Here is a 14,413-nt window from a genome sequence, read left to right as displayed (position 1 = left end):
CATGGCGATCCAGATCCACCTCAGCGGTGACGCCGAGAAGGCCGCCGACCGCGTCGTGCCCGAGCTCGTCGCCGACGAGGTCGCCTCGGGCATCACCGCCCAGGTCCCCACCCTCTGGGGTGCGGCGGCCGAGGAGGAGTCCGCGAAGCGCCTCGGCTGGACCGAGTCGACCACGGTCTCCCGCCCGCTGATCCCCGAGATCCTGGCGCTCCGCGAGGAGTTCCAGGCCAAGGGCATCGATCACATCGTGCTCGGCGGCATGGGCGGCTCCTCGCTCGCGCCCGAGGTCATCACCCGGACCGCCGGCGTCGAGCTCACCGTGCTCGACTCCACCGCGCCCGGGCAGGTCCTCGCCGCCCTGAACGACCGCCTCGCGTCGACCGCGGTCGTCATCTCGTCCAAGTCCGGCTCGACGGTCGAGACCGCCAGCCAGAAGAAGGCCTACGAGAAGGCGTTCACCGAGGCGGGCATCGACCCGCTCGACCGCATCGTCATCGTGACCGACCCCGGCTCGCCGCTCGACTCGTCCTCGCGCGAGGCCGGCTACCGGGTCTTCAACGCCGACCCGAACATCGGCGGCCGCTTCTCGGCGCTCTCCGCGTTCGGCCTCGTGCCGTCCGGACTCGCCGGCGCCGACATCGAGGCCCTCCTCGACGAGGCGGCGGAGGCCTCCCTCGGCCTGGCCGTGGACACCCCGGAGAACCCGGGTCTGCTCCTCGGCGCCGCGATCGCCGCCACCAGCCCCCGTCGCGACAAGCTCGCGATCGTGGCCGACGGCACGCACATCGTGGGCTTCGCCGACTGGGCCGAGCAGCTCATAGCCGAGTCCACCGGCAAGGACGGCACGGGCATCCTCCCCGTCGTCCTCGGCACCCTCGCCCCCGAGCTGTCGGAGGACCTCGCCGACGTGCAGGTCGTCCGCCTGGTCGAGGACGCGAGCGCGCTGCACCTGTTCCCGCGCGACCGGCACGAGGGCGAGATCCTCCTGTCCGGCTCGCTCGGCGCGCAGATGCTGACCTGGGAGTACGCGGTCGCGGTCGCCGGGCGCCTGCTCGGGATCAACCCGTTCGACCAGCCCGATGTCGAGTCGGCGAAGGTCGCGACCCGGGCCCTGCTCGAGAAGCGTCCCGAGCCCGCCGCACCGGCGTTCACCGACGCGGGCATCGAGGTCACCGGCACGTCGGAGGTGACCGAGGGCGTCTCGACCGTCGCGGCCGCCGTCGACCGCCTCCTCGCCCAGCTGGGCGAGGGCGGCTACGTGTCGATCCAGGCCTACGTCGACCGCCTCGCGCTGCCGCAGCTGGAGGGCGTCCGCGACCTCCTCGCCGCGCAGTCGAAGCGTCCGGTGACCTTCGGCTGGGGCCCGCGCTTCCTGCACTCGACCGGTCAGTACCACAAGGGCGGAGCGCCGACCGGCGTCTTCCTCCAGATCGCCGAGCGCGCGAGCACGGATCTCGAGATCCCCGAGAGCCCGTTCACCTTCGGCCAGCTGATCCAGGCCCAGGCCGCGGGCGACGCGAGCGTGCTCGCCGAGCACGGCCGCCCGGTCCTGACGCTGACGCTGACGGACCCCGAGGCCGACCTCGAGGCCCTCTTCGAGGCGCTCAACACCTGATCCGCCGGGCGCGGCGTCCCGTCCTCCTCGCGGAGGCGGGGCGCCGCGCCCGCGGTCGTCCGCGCGGTCCGCCCCGGCCGCGCTCGCAAGCCCTCAGCGGAGCGGGCAGGCGTCACCACTCCCCCTCCGTCACCGATAGCAGTGCGCCGAGGCGCCGGCTCCGCCGGCCCGCGGCACACAGAAGGACACTGCACATGTCTGTGGACATCACTCCCGAGTTCAATCCGCTGCGGTTGAGCTTCGACCGCCGGCTGAACCGGATCGCGGGGCCGAGCGGCCTCGTCATCTTCGGCGTCACCGGCGATCTCTCCCGCAAGAAGCTCATGCCGGCGGTCTACGACCTCGCCAACCGCGGCCTGCTTCCTCCCGGCTTCGCGCTCGTCGGCTTCGCCCGCCGCGACTGGGACGACCAGGACTTCGAGAAGGTCGTGCACGACTCGGTCAAGAAGCACGCCCGCACCGAGTTCCACGAGGAGGTCTGGACGCAGCTCGCGCAGGGCATCCGCTTCGTGCAGGGCGAGTTCGACGACCCCGAGGCCTTCAGCCGCCTGAAGACGACCGTCGACGAGCTCGACCGCGAGCGCGGCACGAACGGCAACTTCGCCTTCTACCTCTCGATCCCGCCGAAGTCCTTCCCCCAGGTCACCGAGCAGCTCCGCAACTCGGGCCTCGCGGAGCAGAAGGACGGCCAGTGGCGCCGCGTCGTCATCGAGAAGCCCTTCGGCAGCGACCTGAAGACCGCCCGCGAGCTCAACGCCGTCGTCGAGTCGGTCTTCCCGCCGGACTCCGTCTTCCGCATCGACCACTACCTCGGCAAGGAGACGGTCCAGAACATCCTGGCGCTGCGCTTCGCCAACATGATGTACGAGCCCCTCTGGAACTCGAACTACGTCGACCACGTGCAGATCACCATGGCCGAGGACATCGGAGTGGGCGGCCGGGCCGGCTACTACGACGGCATCGGCGCCGCGCGCGACGTCATCCAGAACCACCTGCTCCAGCTGCTCGCCCTCACGGCGATGGAGGAGCCGATCTCGTTCGACGCCGCGGACCTCCGCGCCGAGAAGGAGAAGGTCCTCGCGGCCGTCCGCCTGCCGAAGGACCTGTCGACCGTCACCGCCCGCGGGCAGTACTCCGGCGGCTGGCAGGGCGGCGAGAAGGTGCTCGGCTTCCTCGAGGAGGACGGCATGAGCCCCACCTCGACGACCGAGACCTTCGCCGCGATGCGCCTGGACATCGGCACCCGCCGCTGGGCCGGAGTGCCGTTCTACCTGCGCGCGGGCAAGCGCCTGGGCCGCCGCGTCACCGAGATCGCCGTGGTCTTCAAGCGCGCGCCGCAGCAGCTCTTCGCCGAGAGCCAGACCACCTCGCTCGGCCAGAACGCCCTGGTCATCCGCGTCCAGCCCGACGAGGGCGTCACCATGCGCTTCGGCTCGAAGGTCCCCGGCGCGGGGATGCAGGTCCGCGACGTCACGATGGACTTCGGCTACGGCCACGCCTTCACCGAGGCGAGCCCCGAGGCCTACGAGCGCCTCATCCTCGACGTCCTCCTCGGCGAGCCGCCGCTCTTCCCGCGGCACGAGGAGGTCGAGCTGTCCTGGAAGATCCTCGACCCGATCGAGGAGTACTGGGCCACGCAGGGCCAGCCCGAGCAGTACCGCCCCGGAACCTGGGGCCCCGATTCCGCCGACGAGCTCCTCGCTCGCGACGGCCGCACCTGGAGGCGCCCGTGATCGTCGATCTGCCCGACACCACGACGAGCGAGGTCTCGAAGACCCTCGTCAAGATCCGCGAGGAGGGCGGCGCCGTCGCCCTCGGCCGCGTGCTCACCCTCATCATCGCGACCTCGCGAGGCCAGGAGGAGGAGGCGATCGACGCTGCCAACGACGCCTCCCGCGAGCACCCGATGCGCGTCATCGTCGTCTCGAAGGACGACGGGCTGACCACGGTCCCCGTCGACGCCACCCCGCGCGTCGACGCGCAGATCCGCGTGGGCGGCGACGCCGGCGCGAGCGAGGTCGTCGTGCTGCGCCCGTTCGGCGACGCGGCGACCGACGAGGAGAGCCTGGTCACCGGGCTCCTGCTCCCGGATGCCCCCGTGGTCGCCTGGTGGCCGAACAGCGCGCCAGACAGCGCCTCGAAGTCGCCGATCGGCCGCATCGCCACGCGCCGGATCACCGACGCCTCCGCGCAGTCCAACCCGGCCGAGGCTCTGCACCATCTCGCCTCGACCTACGCCCCCGGCGACACCGACTTCGCCTGGACCCGCCTCACTCTCTGGCGCGCCCAGCTCGCCGCGGTGCTCGACCAGCCGCCGTACGAGCCGATCACGGCCGTCGAGGTCTCCGGCGCGCCGGACTCCCCCTCGACGATCCTGCTCGCGGCCTGGCTGCAGCTCGAGCTCGACATCCCCGTCGACCACGAGCTCACCATCAGCGCGACCGGGTCCAGCGGGATCCACGGGGTGCGCCTCTTCCGCGAGTCCGGCGTGATCGAGCTCGAGCGCTCGATCCCGAACGTCGCGACGCTGACGCAGCCGGACCAGCCCGTCCACGACATCTCCCTGCCGCGCCGGAGCCTCCGCGACTGCCTGGCGGAGGAGCTGCGCAGGCTCGACCCGGATGACCTGTACGGTGAAGTCATCTCGCGCGGTGTGGACATGCTCACCGAGAAGAACGACGCTCGCAGCGCGTCCTGACACCGCCGCACTCCCCGGCCGCCGCACCCTGCACGTCAGGTGCGGCGGCCGGGGAGACGGCCATCCGCCGATGGCGACCGACCCGAAGGAGACCCCGATGACCACTGACCGCCGTGTGCTCGTCCACCGAGACAAGCAGACCCTCGCAGGCTCGGTCGCCGCGCGCTTCCTGACGAAGACGATCGACATCCTCGACGACCTGGGCACGGCGAACGTGGTCCTCACCGGCGGGACGATGGGGGCGGCGACTCTCAAGGAGATCGGCGGCTCCTCCGCCGCGGGCAACGTCGACTGGACGCGCGTGCACTTCTGGTGGGGCGACGAGCGCTGGGTGCCCCGCGGCCACGAGGACCGCAACGACGTCCAGGCGGGCGACCTCTTCGAGCGCCTCGAGGTGCCGGCCGAGAACGTGCACTCCTACCCTGCGTCCGACGAGGGCCTCGACCTCGACGGCGCGGCCGCGGCCTACGACGCCGAGCTCCGCGCGCACGCGACCGAGGGCCGCGACTATCCGCGCTTCGACATCACCTTCCTCGGGGTCGGCCCCGACGGCCACATCGCCTCGCTCTTCCCGGAGCGCTCGGCCATCCGCCACCCGCAGCCGGGAGTGCTGGCGGTCCGCAACTCCCCCAAGCCGCCGCCCGAGCGCCTCACGCTCACCCTGCCGCTGATCAACCAGTCCGACCGGATCTGGATGGTCCTCGCCGGCGCCGACAAGGCGTCCGCCCTCGGGCTGGCCCTCGCGGGCGCGAGCACGAACGAGGTGCCGGCAGCCGGCGCGTTCGGCCGCAAGCGCACGGTGTTCTTCGTCGACCAGGAGGCCGCGGCCGAGGTGCCCGAGTCGCTGATCGCGCCGAGCTACTGAGCTCTCCCCCGGCTCGTCCGGGAACGACGAAGGGCCCGCCTCCTCTGGAGGACGGGCCCTTCGTCGTTGCACCGGCCCTGCGGCCGGCGGTGCTCAGGAGGGGGTCGCGGTGCCCCGGCGGGCGCGCAGCTGCTGCAGCGCCTCTTCGAGGAGCTGAGCGGCCTCGGCCTCGGTGCGGCGCTCCTTCACGTACGCGAGGTGCGTCTTGTAGGGCTCCGACTTCGCGACCTGGGGCGGGTTCGCCCGGTCGCGCCCGGCGGGGAGACCGGACTGCGGGGAGTCGATCACCTCGGGGATCTCGTCCTCGGGGAGGGCCGCCGAGAAGTGGCGCACCGTCTCGTTGCCGAGGGCGTCCCAGTAGGAGACCGCGACGCGCTCCGCGTGGTAGCCCCGGTCCTGCTCGCCCATGGGTCCCGCGCCGACGCGCGAACCGCGGATTGCACTGCCGCCTGATGCCATTCCGTTTACCCCTATGCTCCGGTGTCGAACTTGGTGATGAGACCGAGCACCACGATGCAGGCCAGCCAGACGAGGCCGAGGATCACGGTGATGCGGTTCAGGTTGCGCTCTGCGACGCCCGAGGCACCGAGGTTCGAGGTGACTCCACCGCCGAACATGTCGGACAGTCCGCCGCCGCGCCCCTTGTGGAGCAGGATCAGCATGGTGAGCAGGAGGCTCGTGATGCCCAGGACGACCTGGAGCACGACCTGGAGGATGTCCACGCGGTACCTTTCGAAGTTCTGGCGCGTTGCACGCCTCGACGAGTATAACGGCGCCTGCGAACCCCCGGGGAATCGCGACGCCCTGTGTTCCGTCCGCTGTATACGCGAGGGCTTCTGGTGAGGGGCGGAGGGGATGGCCTCGTCGCGGCGCCTTCCCGCGCTCCTGCGGAGCGCCCGCCAGACCCGCGCCTGTCGCCGCGACGAGGCCATCCCCTCCGCCCGCGACAGCGCGAGGCCCCCCACCAGCCCTTGGGTGAGAAGTACCGCCGGGTCGGAAGTCCAGTAGACGACCAGCCGTGCGGCGACGAGGGCAACCGGCGATTCGCGTACCAGCGAATCGTCGTGGCTGGACGCAGGACGCTCTACGGGACGCGACCACTTCGAAGAGCCGACTGCGCCACGCCGCGCAGGGAGCGGCGTGGACGATCACGTGCTGTCGGAACCGCTCCCGGACGTCTGCCGCCGGAACGACTGAAGGGGTGGGCCCTTGGGCCCACCCCTTCAGATGCAGAGCGTCAGACGCCTACGTGGTTCCGATAGCGCGCGATCGCAGCGAATTCCTCGACCTGGAGGCTGGCGCCTCCGACGAGGGCGCCGTCGACGTCGGGCTCGCGCATGAAGCCGGCGATGTTGCCGGACTTGACGGAGCCGCCGTAGAGGATGCGCGTCTTCGCCGCGGTGTCGGCGCCGAGGATGTCGGCGACGACGTCGCGGAGGGCCTTGCAGACCTGCTGGGCCTGCTCGGGCGTGGCGGCCTGGCCGGAGCCGATGGCCCAGACCGGCTCGTACGCGACGACGAGGTCGGCGTCCGCGGGGAGGCCGGTGAGGGCCTCCTTCAGCTGCGCGACCGGCACCGCGGACGGGCCGTGCTTCTCGAGGTCCTCGGCGGTCTCGCCGACGCAGACGATCGGCGGGACACCGTGCTTGACGGCCGCGGCCGTCTTCGCAGCGATGTCCGCGTCGGTCTCGCCGTGGAGCGTGCGACGCTCCGAGTGGCCAACGATGACGTAGTCGCAGTCGAGCTGCTTGAGGAACTGGCCGGAGATCTCACCGGTGTAGGCCCCGCTGTCGAACTTCGACAGATCCTGCGCGCCGTACTTGAGCGGCAGCTTGTCGGAGTCGACGAGGATCTGCACGGGACGCAGATCGGTGAACGGCGGGAACACCGCGACCTCGACGCCGTCGAAGTCGTGGTCGGCGTCCTTGAGGCTCCACGCGAGCTTCTGCACGAAGGCGATGGCCTGGAGGTGGTCCAGGTTCATCTTCCAGTTGCCGGCGATGAGCGGGATGCGGGATGTCACTGCCATCCGAGGACCTCCAGTCCGGGGAGGCGCTTCCCCTCGAGGAATTCGAGGCTGGCTCCGCCTCCCGTCGAGATGTGGCCGAACTGCCCGTCCTCGAAGCCGAGGGCGCGCACCGCGGCGGCCGAGTCTCCACCGCCGACGACGCTGAGTCCGTCGACCTCGGTGAGGGCCTGGGCGACGGCCTTCGTGCCGGCCGCGAACGGCTCGAGCTCGAAGACGCCCATCGGGCCGTTCCAGAACACGGTCTTCGAGGCCGCGACGACCTCGGCGAACCGCTTCGCGGTGTCGGGCCCGATGTCGAGACCGAGGCCGTCCGCGCCGAAGGCGGTGTCCTCGATCGCGTCGGCGGGGGCCGTCACGTACTCGGCGTCGGCTCCGAACTTCGAGGCGACGACGACGTCCGTGGGGACGACGATCTCCACCCCGAGCTCCTTCGCCTTCGCGAGGTAGCCGAGGACGGTGTCGATCTGGTCGGCCTCGAGCAGGCTCTTGCCGACCTCGTGGCCCTGGGCCTTGAGGAAGGTGAAGAGCATGCCGCCGCCGATGAGGATCGAGTCGACCCGCGGGAGCAGGTGGTCGATGACGCCGAGCTTGTCCGAGACCTTCGAGCCGCCGAGGACGACCGTGTAGGGGCGCTCCGGCTTCTCGGTCAGGCGGTCCAGGACCTCGAGCTCGGCCGCGATCAGGGTTCCGGCGGCGCTGGGCAGCAGCTGGGCGAGCTCGTAGACGCTCGCCTGCTTGCGGTGCACGACGCCGAAGCCGTCCGAGACGAACGCGTCGCCGAAGGCGGCGAGCTTCTCGGCGAAGGCGCGGCGCTCGTCCGCGTCCTTGCTGGTCTCCCCCGGGTTGAAGCGGAGGTTCTCGAGCACGACGACCTGGCCGTCCTCGAGGGCGTCGACCGCGGCGGAGGCCGCCTCGCCGACGGTGTCCTCGGCGAACGAGACGGGGGCGTCGAGCAGCTCGCCGAGGCGCTCCGCCACCGGCGCGAGGCTGTACTTCGAGTCGGGGGCGCCGTCGGGGCGGCCGAGGTGGCTCACGACCACGACTCGGGCGCCCTCGGCGACGAGCCGCTGGAGCGTGGGCACCGACGCGCGCACGCGGCCGTCGTCCGTGATCGTTCCGTCCTTCAGGGGGACGTTCAGATCGCAGCGGACGACGACGCGCGTGCCGGCGAGGGAGCCCAGTGAGTCCAGAGTGCGGAGCGTCACGGTGTCACTCGTCACGGAGTCGTGACTCAGAGCTTGCCGGCGACGAGCTCGGCGACGTCGACGAGGCGGTTGGAGTAGCCCCACTCGTTGTCGTACCAGGAGGCGACCTTGACCTGGTTGCCGATGACCTTGGTCAGGCCGGCGTCGAAGATCGAGGAGTGCGGGTCGGTGACGATGTCGCTCGAGACGATCGGGTCCTCGGTGTACTTGAGGATGCCCTTGAGGTCGCCCTCGGCGGCGGCCTTGTAGGCCGCGTTGATCTCCTCGACCGTGGCCGACTTCGACAGCTCGACCGTGAGGTCGGTGATCGAGCCGGTCGGGACCGGGACGCGCAGCGCGTAGCCGTCGAGCTTGCCGACGAGCTCGGGGATGACGAGGCCGAGGGCCTTGGCGGCACCGGTCGACGTCGGGATGATGTTGACCGCGGCGGCGCGCGCGCGACGCAGGTCGCTGTGCGGGCCGTCCTGCAGGTTCTGGTCGGCGGTGTAGGCGTGGACCGTGGTCATCAGACCGCGCTCGATGCCGAAGTTGTCGAGCAGGACCTTGGCGAGCGGCGCGAGGCAGTTCGTGGTGCACGACGCGTTCGAGACGATGTCGTGGACCTGGGGGTCGTAGGTGCCCTCGTTGACGCCGAGGACGATGGTCGCGACGTCGTCGCCGGTGGCGGGAGCCGAGACGATGACCTTCTTGGCGCCGGCGGTGATGTGCTTGCGCGCATCCTCCGACTTGGTGAAGCGACCGGTCGACTCGATGACGACGTCGACGCCCAGCTCGCCCCAGGGGAGGTTCGCGGGGTCGCGCTCCTCGAGCACGATGATCGGCTTGCCGTTGACGACGATCTTGTCGCCGTCCAGCTCCACGGTCGCGTCGAGGCGGCCGGTGATGGAGTCGTACTTCAGGAGGTGCGCGAGCGCCTTGTTGTCGGTGAGGTCGTTGACCGCGACGATCTCGAGGTCGCTGCCCTTGGCGAGGGCCGCACGGAGGAAGTTACGGCCGATACGGCCGAAGCCGTTGATGCCGATCTTGACGGACACAGATATCTCCTGGAGAGGAAGGGCACCTCGACGGTGCAGTGGAGGGTGTGGATCGCTGCGAGAGCGGCGTCCCGGATCGGGACCCGGGACGCCGGAATCGCTACGACAGTAGCAGGAGGCCGGAAGTGTTCTGGCGGGCCTTCTCGAAGCGCGCGGAGACGTCCGCCCAGTTCACGATGTTCCAGAACGCCTTGACGTAGTCGGCCTTCACGTTGACGTAGTCGAGGTAGAAGGCGTGCTCCCACATGTCCAGCAGCAGGACCGGCACGGTCGCGGCGGCGTGGTTGCTCTGGTGGTCGTAGAGCTGCTCGATGAGCAGCTTCTGGCCGAGGGAGTCCCAGGCCAGGATCGACCAGCCGGAGCCCTGGATGCCGAGGGCCGAGGCGGTGAAGTGCGCCTTGAACTTGTCGAAGGAGCCGAAGTTCTCGTCGATCGCCGCGGCGAGCTCGCCGGTCGGCTTGTCGCCGCCGTCGGGCGAGAGGTTGTTCCAGAACACGGTGTGGTTCACGTGACCGGCGAGGTTGAACGCCAGGTCCTTCTGGAGCTTGTTGACGTTCGCGAGGTTCTCGCTGTCGCGAGCCTCCTGCAGCGCGGCGAGGGCGGTGTTCGCCCCGGTCACGTACGTCGCGTGGTGCTTGTCGTGGTGGAGCTCCATGATCCGTCCACTGATGTGCGGCTCGAGAGCCGAGTAGTCGTAGGGCAGTTCGGCGAGCGTGTAGTCAGCCATGTGCGATCTCCTGTTCGTGGTCGTCGACCTCAGTGATCCGCCGGGTCTCACGGCCCCTCACCGCTGTGCGGGAGGGTGTGCCGGGGTGTCCTGAGCGACCTTTCCAGTCTAGTGAGAGCCGCCCTCCGCACTCGGAGCGTTTCCTCCGTTCAACCAGGAGACACTCAGCGTTCGCGCGTCTGACGGCCCTTCGGATCGCGCGGGGCTCAGAGGTCCTGGAGCTCGGCGGGGAGGTTCGCGTCGGTGCCGGGGATGTCGAGGTCGGTGGCGCGCTTGTCGGCCATCGCGAGCAGGCGGCGGATGCGGCCGGCGACCGCGTCCTTCGTCATCGGCGGGTCGGCGTGGTGGCCGAGCTCGTCGAGGCTGGCGTCGCGGTGGGCGAGCCGGAGCCGGCCGGCGTAGCGGAGGTGCTCGGGGATGTCCTCGCCGAGGATCTCCATCGCGCGCTCGACCCGGGAGCAGGCGGCGACGGCGGCCTGGGCGGAGCGGCGGAGGTTCGCGTCGTCGAAGTTGACCAGGCGGTTGGCGGTCGCCCGCACCTCGCGGCGCTGGCGCAGCTCCTCCCAGCTCGCGACGGTGGAGGTCGCGCCCATCAGGGTGAGCATCGCGCTGATGCTCTCGCCGTCGCGGACGACCACGCGGTGCACGCCGCGCACCTCGCGTGACTTGGCCTGGACGCCGAGGCGGCCCGCCGCTCCGACGATCGCCATCGCCGCCTCGTTGCCGGGGCAGATCACCTCGAGGGCGGCCGAGCGGCCGGGATCGGTGAGCGAGCCCTGCGCGAGGAAGGCCCCGCGCCAGACGGCGGCGAGCTCCTCGCGGGTGCCGGTGGTCAGCCGGTTCGGCAGTCCGCGGACGGGACGGCCGCGCTGATCGAGCAGACCGGTCTGGCGGGCGAGGGTGTCGCCGCCCTCGACGACCCGGACGAGCCAGCTGGTGGTGCGGCGCGAGCCGCCGGCGGACACGATGCTGCCCTCGCTGCGGACGCCGTAGAGCTCGGCGAGGTCGCGGCGGACGCGGGTGGCCAGGGGGGCGGAGTCGAGCTCGACCTCGACCGCGAGGCGGTTCGAGATGATGTGCAGTCCTCCGGAGAAGCGGAGGATGGTCGCCAGTTCAGCGGCACGGACGGTGTTCTTGCGCGAGACGATCGCGACCAGTTCGCCCTTGACATCTGCAGTGAGGGCCACGGAGTCTTCTTTCCTTACGTCGGGTGCGCGGCGGAGCGCGCGGGGATCATTCTCGGCCGAGGTCGCGGTGCGCCACGTTGACGGCGACACCCGGCAGCTCGGCCAGTCGGGCCGCGACGCGGCCGGCGACGGCGACCGAGCGGTGCTTGCCGCCGGTGCAGCCGATGGCGATGGTCGCGTGGCGCTTGTTCTCGCGCTGGTAGCCGTCGAGCACCGGCCGGAGGGCGCGCGAGTAGGAGTCGATGAACTCCTCCGCGCCCTGCTGGGCCAGCACGTAGTCTCTCACCTCTTCGTCGAGACCGGTGTGCGGGCGGAGCTCCGGGATCCAGTACGGGTTGGGCAGGAAGCGCGCATCCGCGACCATGTCGGCGTCGGTCGGCAGGCCGTACTTGAAGCCGAAGCTCATCACGGTGATCTGCAGCCCCGCGCGGCCGGCTTCGGCGAACCGCGTGGTGATCGTGGTCGCGAGCTGATGCGGATTGAGGTCGGAGGTGTCGATCACGATGTCGGCCGACTCGCGCAGCTGCGCCAGGCGGGTCCGCTCGGCGGAGATGCCGTCGAGGAGCGTGCCGCGCCCCTGCAGCGGGTGCGGGCGGCGGACCTGCTCGAAGCGGCGGACGAGAGCGGCGTCGGCGGCCTCGAGGAAGACGACGCGCAGATCGACGCCGACGCGCAGCTCGCGCACGATCTCGCCGAGGTCGGCGAAGAAGTCCCGCCCGCGGACGTCGACGACGGCCGCGACCTTGGGCACGGTGTCACCCGCGCGCTGGGCGAGGTCCACCAGCGGGCGCAGCATCTGCGGCGGGAGGTTGTCGACCACGTACCAGCCGAGGTCCTCCAGCGCGTTGGCAGCGGTGGATCGTCCGGCTCCGGACATCCCGGTGACGATCAGCACGTTCTGCTGCTCGCTCTCGGTGCTCATGGGGTCTCCGTGCTCGTGTGGGGTGGTCGCGGACCCTCCTTCGGGGAGGGCGGGCCTCCAGCCTAGGGTGTGGCCCTGAGCGGAGCACCCGGCGGAGGGGGGATCTCGATGCGCCCGCTGCGCGGGCTGCTCGATCAGCATGGAGCGGCCGCGTGCCCTCCACGCGAGCACCCCTGCCGGTCGAGCGAGCACTTCATACTGGTCGAGTAGGCCCGCAGGGCCGTATCGAGACCCGCCCACCGCAGGACCGTGGTGCCTCAGGGATGCAGGTGCCCGTGGATCGCGGCGGCGAGCGTCGGCCCGATGCCCTTGACCTCCGCGATCTCGGCGTCGCTCGCCTCGCGCAGCCTGGTGACCGAGCCGAAGTGCTTCAGCAGATCGCGCACCCGCGTCCCGCCCAGCCCCGGGATCTCCGCCAGCTGCGACGAGATGTCGCGCTTGCGCCGCTGACGCTGGTGGGTGATCGCGAAGCGGTGCGCCTCGTCACGGATCCGCTGGAACAGGAAGAGCGCGTCGCTGTTGCGCGGCAGGATCACCGGGAAGTCGGAGTCGGGCAGCCAGATCTCCTCCAGCCGCTTGGCGATCCCGCAGAGCGTGATCCCGGTGACGCCGGACTCGTCCAGCGCGCGCTGGGCCGCGGCGACCTGCGGCTGCCCGCCGTCGACGATCAGCAGGTTCGGCGGGTAGGAGAACTTGCGCCGCTTGGCCTCCCCCGTCTCGGGATCGACCTCGGCGGGCTCGGTCGGCTCCTTGAGGTAGGCGAGGCGCCGGGTGAGCACCTGGTGGAGGGACTCGGTGTCGTCCGTGGACTCCGCGATGCTGAAGCGTCGGTACTGGTCCTTGCGCACCAGGCCGTCCTCGAAGACGACCATCGACGCGACGATGTTCGTGCCGCTGAGGTGCGAGACGTCGTAGCACTCCATCCGCAGCGGGGCCTCGGCCATGCCGAGCGCGTCGCGGATGTCCTCCAGGGCCTGTGTGCGCGCGGTGAAGTCGGCGGAGCGCCGGGTCTTGTAGAGCATCAGCGAGTGCTTGGCGTTCTGCGTCGCGGTCTCGAGGAGGGCCGCCTTGTCGCCCCGCTGCGCGGCGCGCAGACGGACGTTGGCACCGCGGAGGGAGCCCAGCCACTCCTCGAGCGCCTCGGAGTCGTCGGGCAGCTCGGGCACGACGACCTCGCGCGGCGGGATGTCGCCGCCCTCGTAGGCCGCCTGCAGGGCCGTGTCGACGAGCTCGGCGGTGCTCATGTCGAGCTCCTTGTCGACGACCCAGCCGCGCTCACCGCGGATCCGGCCGCCGCGCACGCGGAACTGCTGCACCGAGGCGGCCAGCTCGTCGTGCACGATCGCGTACAGGTCGACGTCGACGTTGTCCTTCAGCACGACCGCGCTCTTGGCGAGCACGGCGTCGAGCGCCGCGGCCTGGTCGCGCAGCTTGCCGGCGCGCTCGTACTGCATCGCCTCGGCGGCCTCGCGCATCTCGCGCTCGAGCTCGCCGATCATCTTGCGGTCGTGGCTGCCCATGAACGCGACGAAGCGGTCGACGATCGCCCGGTGCTCCGCGAAGGTGACCCGGTGCGAGCACGGACCGCCGCAGCGGCCGATCTGCGAGGCGAAGCAGGGCTTCCCGCTCTGCATCGCCCGCTTGTAGTTGGAGTCGTTGCAGGTCCTGATCGGGAACGCCTTGATCATCAGCTCGATCGTCTCGTGGATCGCCCAGATCTTCGGGTACGGGCCGAAGTACCGCGCCCCGCGGATCTTCGAATTGCGGGTCACCATCACCCGCGGCGCCTCGTCGCCGAGGGTCACCGCCATGTACGGGTACGACTTGTCGTCGCGGAACTTGACGTTGAAGGGGGGATCGAACTCGTTGATCCAGGTGAACTCGAGCTGCAGCGCCTCGACGTCGGTGCCGACCACGGTCCACTCGACGCCGGACGCCGAGGTGACCATCCGCCGGGTGCGCTCGTGCAGGCTCGGCAGCGGAGCGAAGTAGTTGCTGAGCCGGGCGCGGAGGTTCTTCGCCTTGCCCACGTAGAGGACCCGGCCCCGAGCGTCCTTGAAGCGGTAGACGCCCGGGAGGGTCGGGATCTCGCCCGGCTTCGGCCGGAAGTCGACGGTCTGCGTCATGCCCG

The 14,413-nt window shown here is 70.8% G+C and carries 13 protein-coding genes; 4 read left to right on the top strand and 9 right to left on the bottom strand.

The features are described from left to right. Position 1: 1 nt before the first annotated feature. From MT350_RS15960 to pgl, 4 genes are all read left to right on the top strand, one after another. The gene (locus tag MT350_RS15960) at positions 2 to 1,615 is read left to right on the top strand and encodes a glucose-6-phosphate isomerase (protein WP_123446274.1); all 1,614 of its coding nucleotides are present in this window, start codon (positions 2 to 4) and stop codon (positions 1,613 to 1,615) included. Positions 1,616 to 1,809: 194 nt separating this feature from the next. Next, on the top strand, positions 1,810 to 3,348 hold the full coding sequence (gene zwf / locus MT350_RS15955; RefSeq protein ID WP_123704307.1) for a glucose-6-phosphate dehydrogenase: 1,539 nt from the start codon (positions 1,810 to 1,812) through the stop codon (positions 3,346 to 3,348). Continuing rightward, a complete protein-coding gene (locus MT350_RS15950) occupies positions 3,345 to 4,313 on the top strand; it encodes a glucose-6-phosphate dehydrogenase assembly protein OpcA (protein WP_123735792.1) in 969 nt (322 codons plus the stop codon). Before zwf ends, MT350_RS15950 begins: the two co-directional genes overlap by 4 nt. A 97-nt stretch (positions 4,314 to 4,410) precedes the next feature. Beyond that, positions 4,411 to 5,178 (top strand): 6-phosphogluconolactonase, encoded by a 768-nt coding sequence (gene pgl / locus MT350_RS15945; protein ID WP_123735998.1) that lies wholly within the window; start codon positions 4,411 to 4,413, stop codon positions 5,176 to 5,178. Positions 5,179 to 5,271: 93 nt separating this feature from the next. Here the strand turns inward: pgl and MT350_RS15940 are convergent, their stop codons facing one another. The 9 genes from MT350_RS15940 to uvrC all read right to left on the bottom strand — a co-directional run bounded on the left by MT350_RS15940 (position 5,272) and on the right by uvrC (position 14,408). Continuing rightward, positions 5,272 to 5,637 carry an RNA polymerase-binding protein RbpA gene (locus MT350_RS15940; protein WP_123446271.1) on the bottom strand — a complete coding sequence of 122 codons (366 nt, stop codon included), beginning with the start codon at positions 5,635 to 5,637 and terminating at the stop codon, positions 5,272 to 5,274. 11 nt (positions 5,638 to 5,648) lie between these two features. Next, complete coding sequence (secG, locus tag MT350_RS15935; RefSeq protein ID WP_123733087.1) at positions 5,649 to 5,900, bottom strand: preprotein translocase subunit SecG; 252 nt, start codon at positions 5,898 to 5,900, stop codon at positions 5,649 to 5,651. Between the two features lie 515 nt (positions 5,901 to 6,415). After that, positions 6,416 to 7,207, bottom strand: coding sequence for a triose-phosphate isomerase (gene tpiA / locus MT350_RS15930; protein WP_243599975.1), 792 nt, complete (start codon positions 7,205 to 7,207; stop codon positions 6,416 to 6,418). Next, positions 7,198 to 8,412 (bottom strand): phosphoglycerate kinase, encoded by a 1,215-nt coding sequence (gene pgk, locus MT350_RS15925; protein ID WP_133962530.1) that lies wholly within the window; start codon positions 8,410 to 8,412, stop codon positions 7,198 to 7,200. The genes tpiA and pgk overlap by 10 nt, the downstream gene beginning before the upstream one ends. 26 nt (positions 8,413 to 8,438) lie before the next feature. Next, entirely contained in the window at positions 8,439 to 9,446 is a 1,008-nt protein-coding gene (gene gap / locus MT350_RS15920; RefSeq protein ID WP_123446267.1) for a type I glyceraldehyde-3-phosphate dehydrogenase, read from the bottom strand. Between the two features lie 100 nt (positions 9,447 to 9,546). Continuing rightward, positions 9,547 to 10,173, bottom strand: coding sequence for a superoxide dismutase (locus MT350_RS15915; protein ID WP_123446266.1), 627 nt, complete (start codon positions 10,171 to 10,173; stop codon positions 9,547 to 9,549). A gap of 206 nt (positions 10,174 to 10,379) precedes the next feature. Beyond that, positions 10,380 to 11,360 carry a DNA-binding protein WhiA gene (whiA, locus tag MT350_RS15910; RefSeq protein WP_123446265.1) on the bottom strand — a complete coding sequence of 327 codons (981 nt, stop codon included), beginning with the start codon at positions 11,358 to 11,360 and terminating at the stop codon, positions 10,380 to 10,382. A gap of 46 nt (positions 11,361 to 11,406) precedes the next feature. Further along, positions 11,407 to 12,282, bottom strand: a complete 876-nt coding sequence (rapZ, locus tag MT350_RS15905; protein ID WP_123446264.1) for an RNase adapter RapZ — start codon at positions 12,280 to 12,282, stop codon at positions 11,407 to 11,409. 257 nt (positions 12,283 to 12,539) lie between these two features. After that, positions 12,540 to 14,408, bottom strand: coding sequence for an excinuclease ABC subunit UvrC (uvrC, locus tag MT350_RS15900; RefSeq protein ID WP_243599974.1), 1,869 nt, complete (start codon positions 14,406 to 14,408; stop codon positions 12,540 to 12,542). Positions 14,409 to 14,413: the final 5 nt, after the last annotated feature.

The organism is Rathayibacter sp. VKM Ac-2928 (genome assembly GCF_022815545.1).
In the GTDB taxonomy this organism is placed as follows: Bacteria; Actinomycetota; Actinomycetes; order Actinomycetales; family Microbacteriaceae; genus Rathayibacter; species Rathayibacter festucae.
This window is presented reverse-complemented; position numbering and strand designations above follow the sequence as displayed.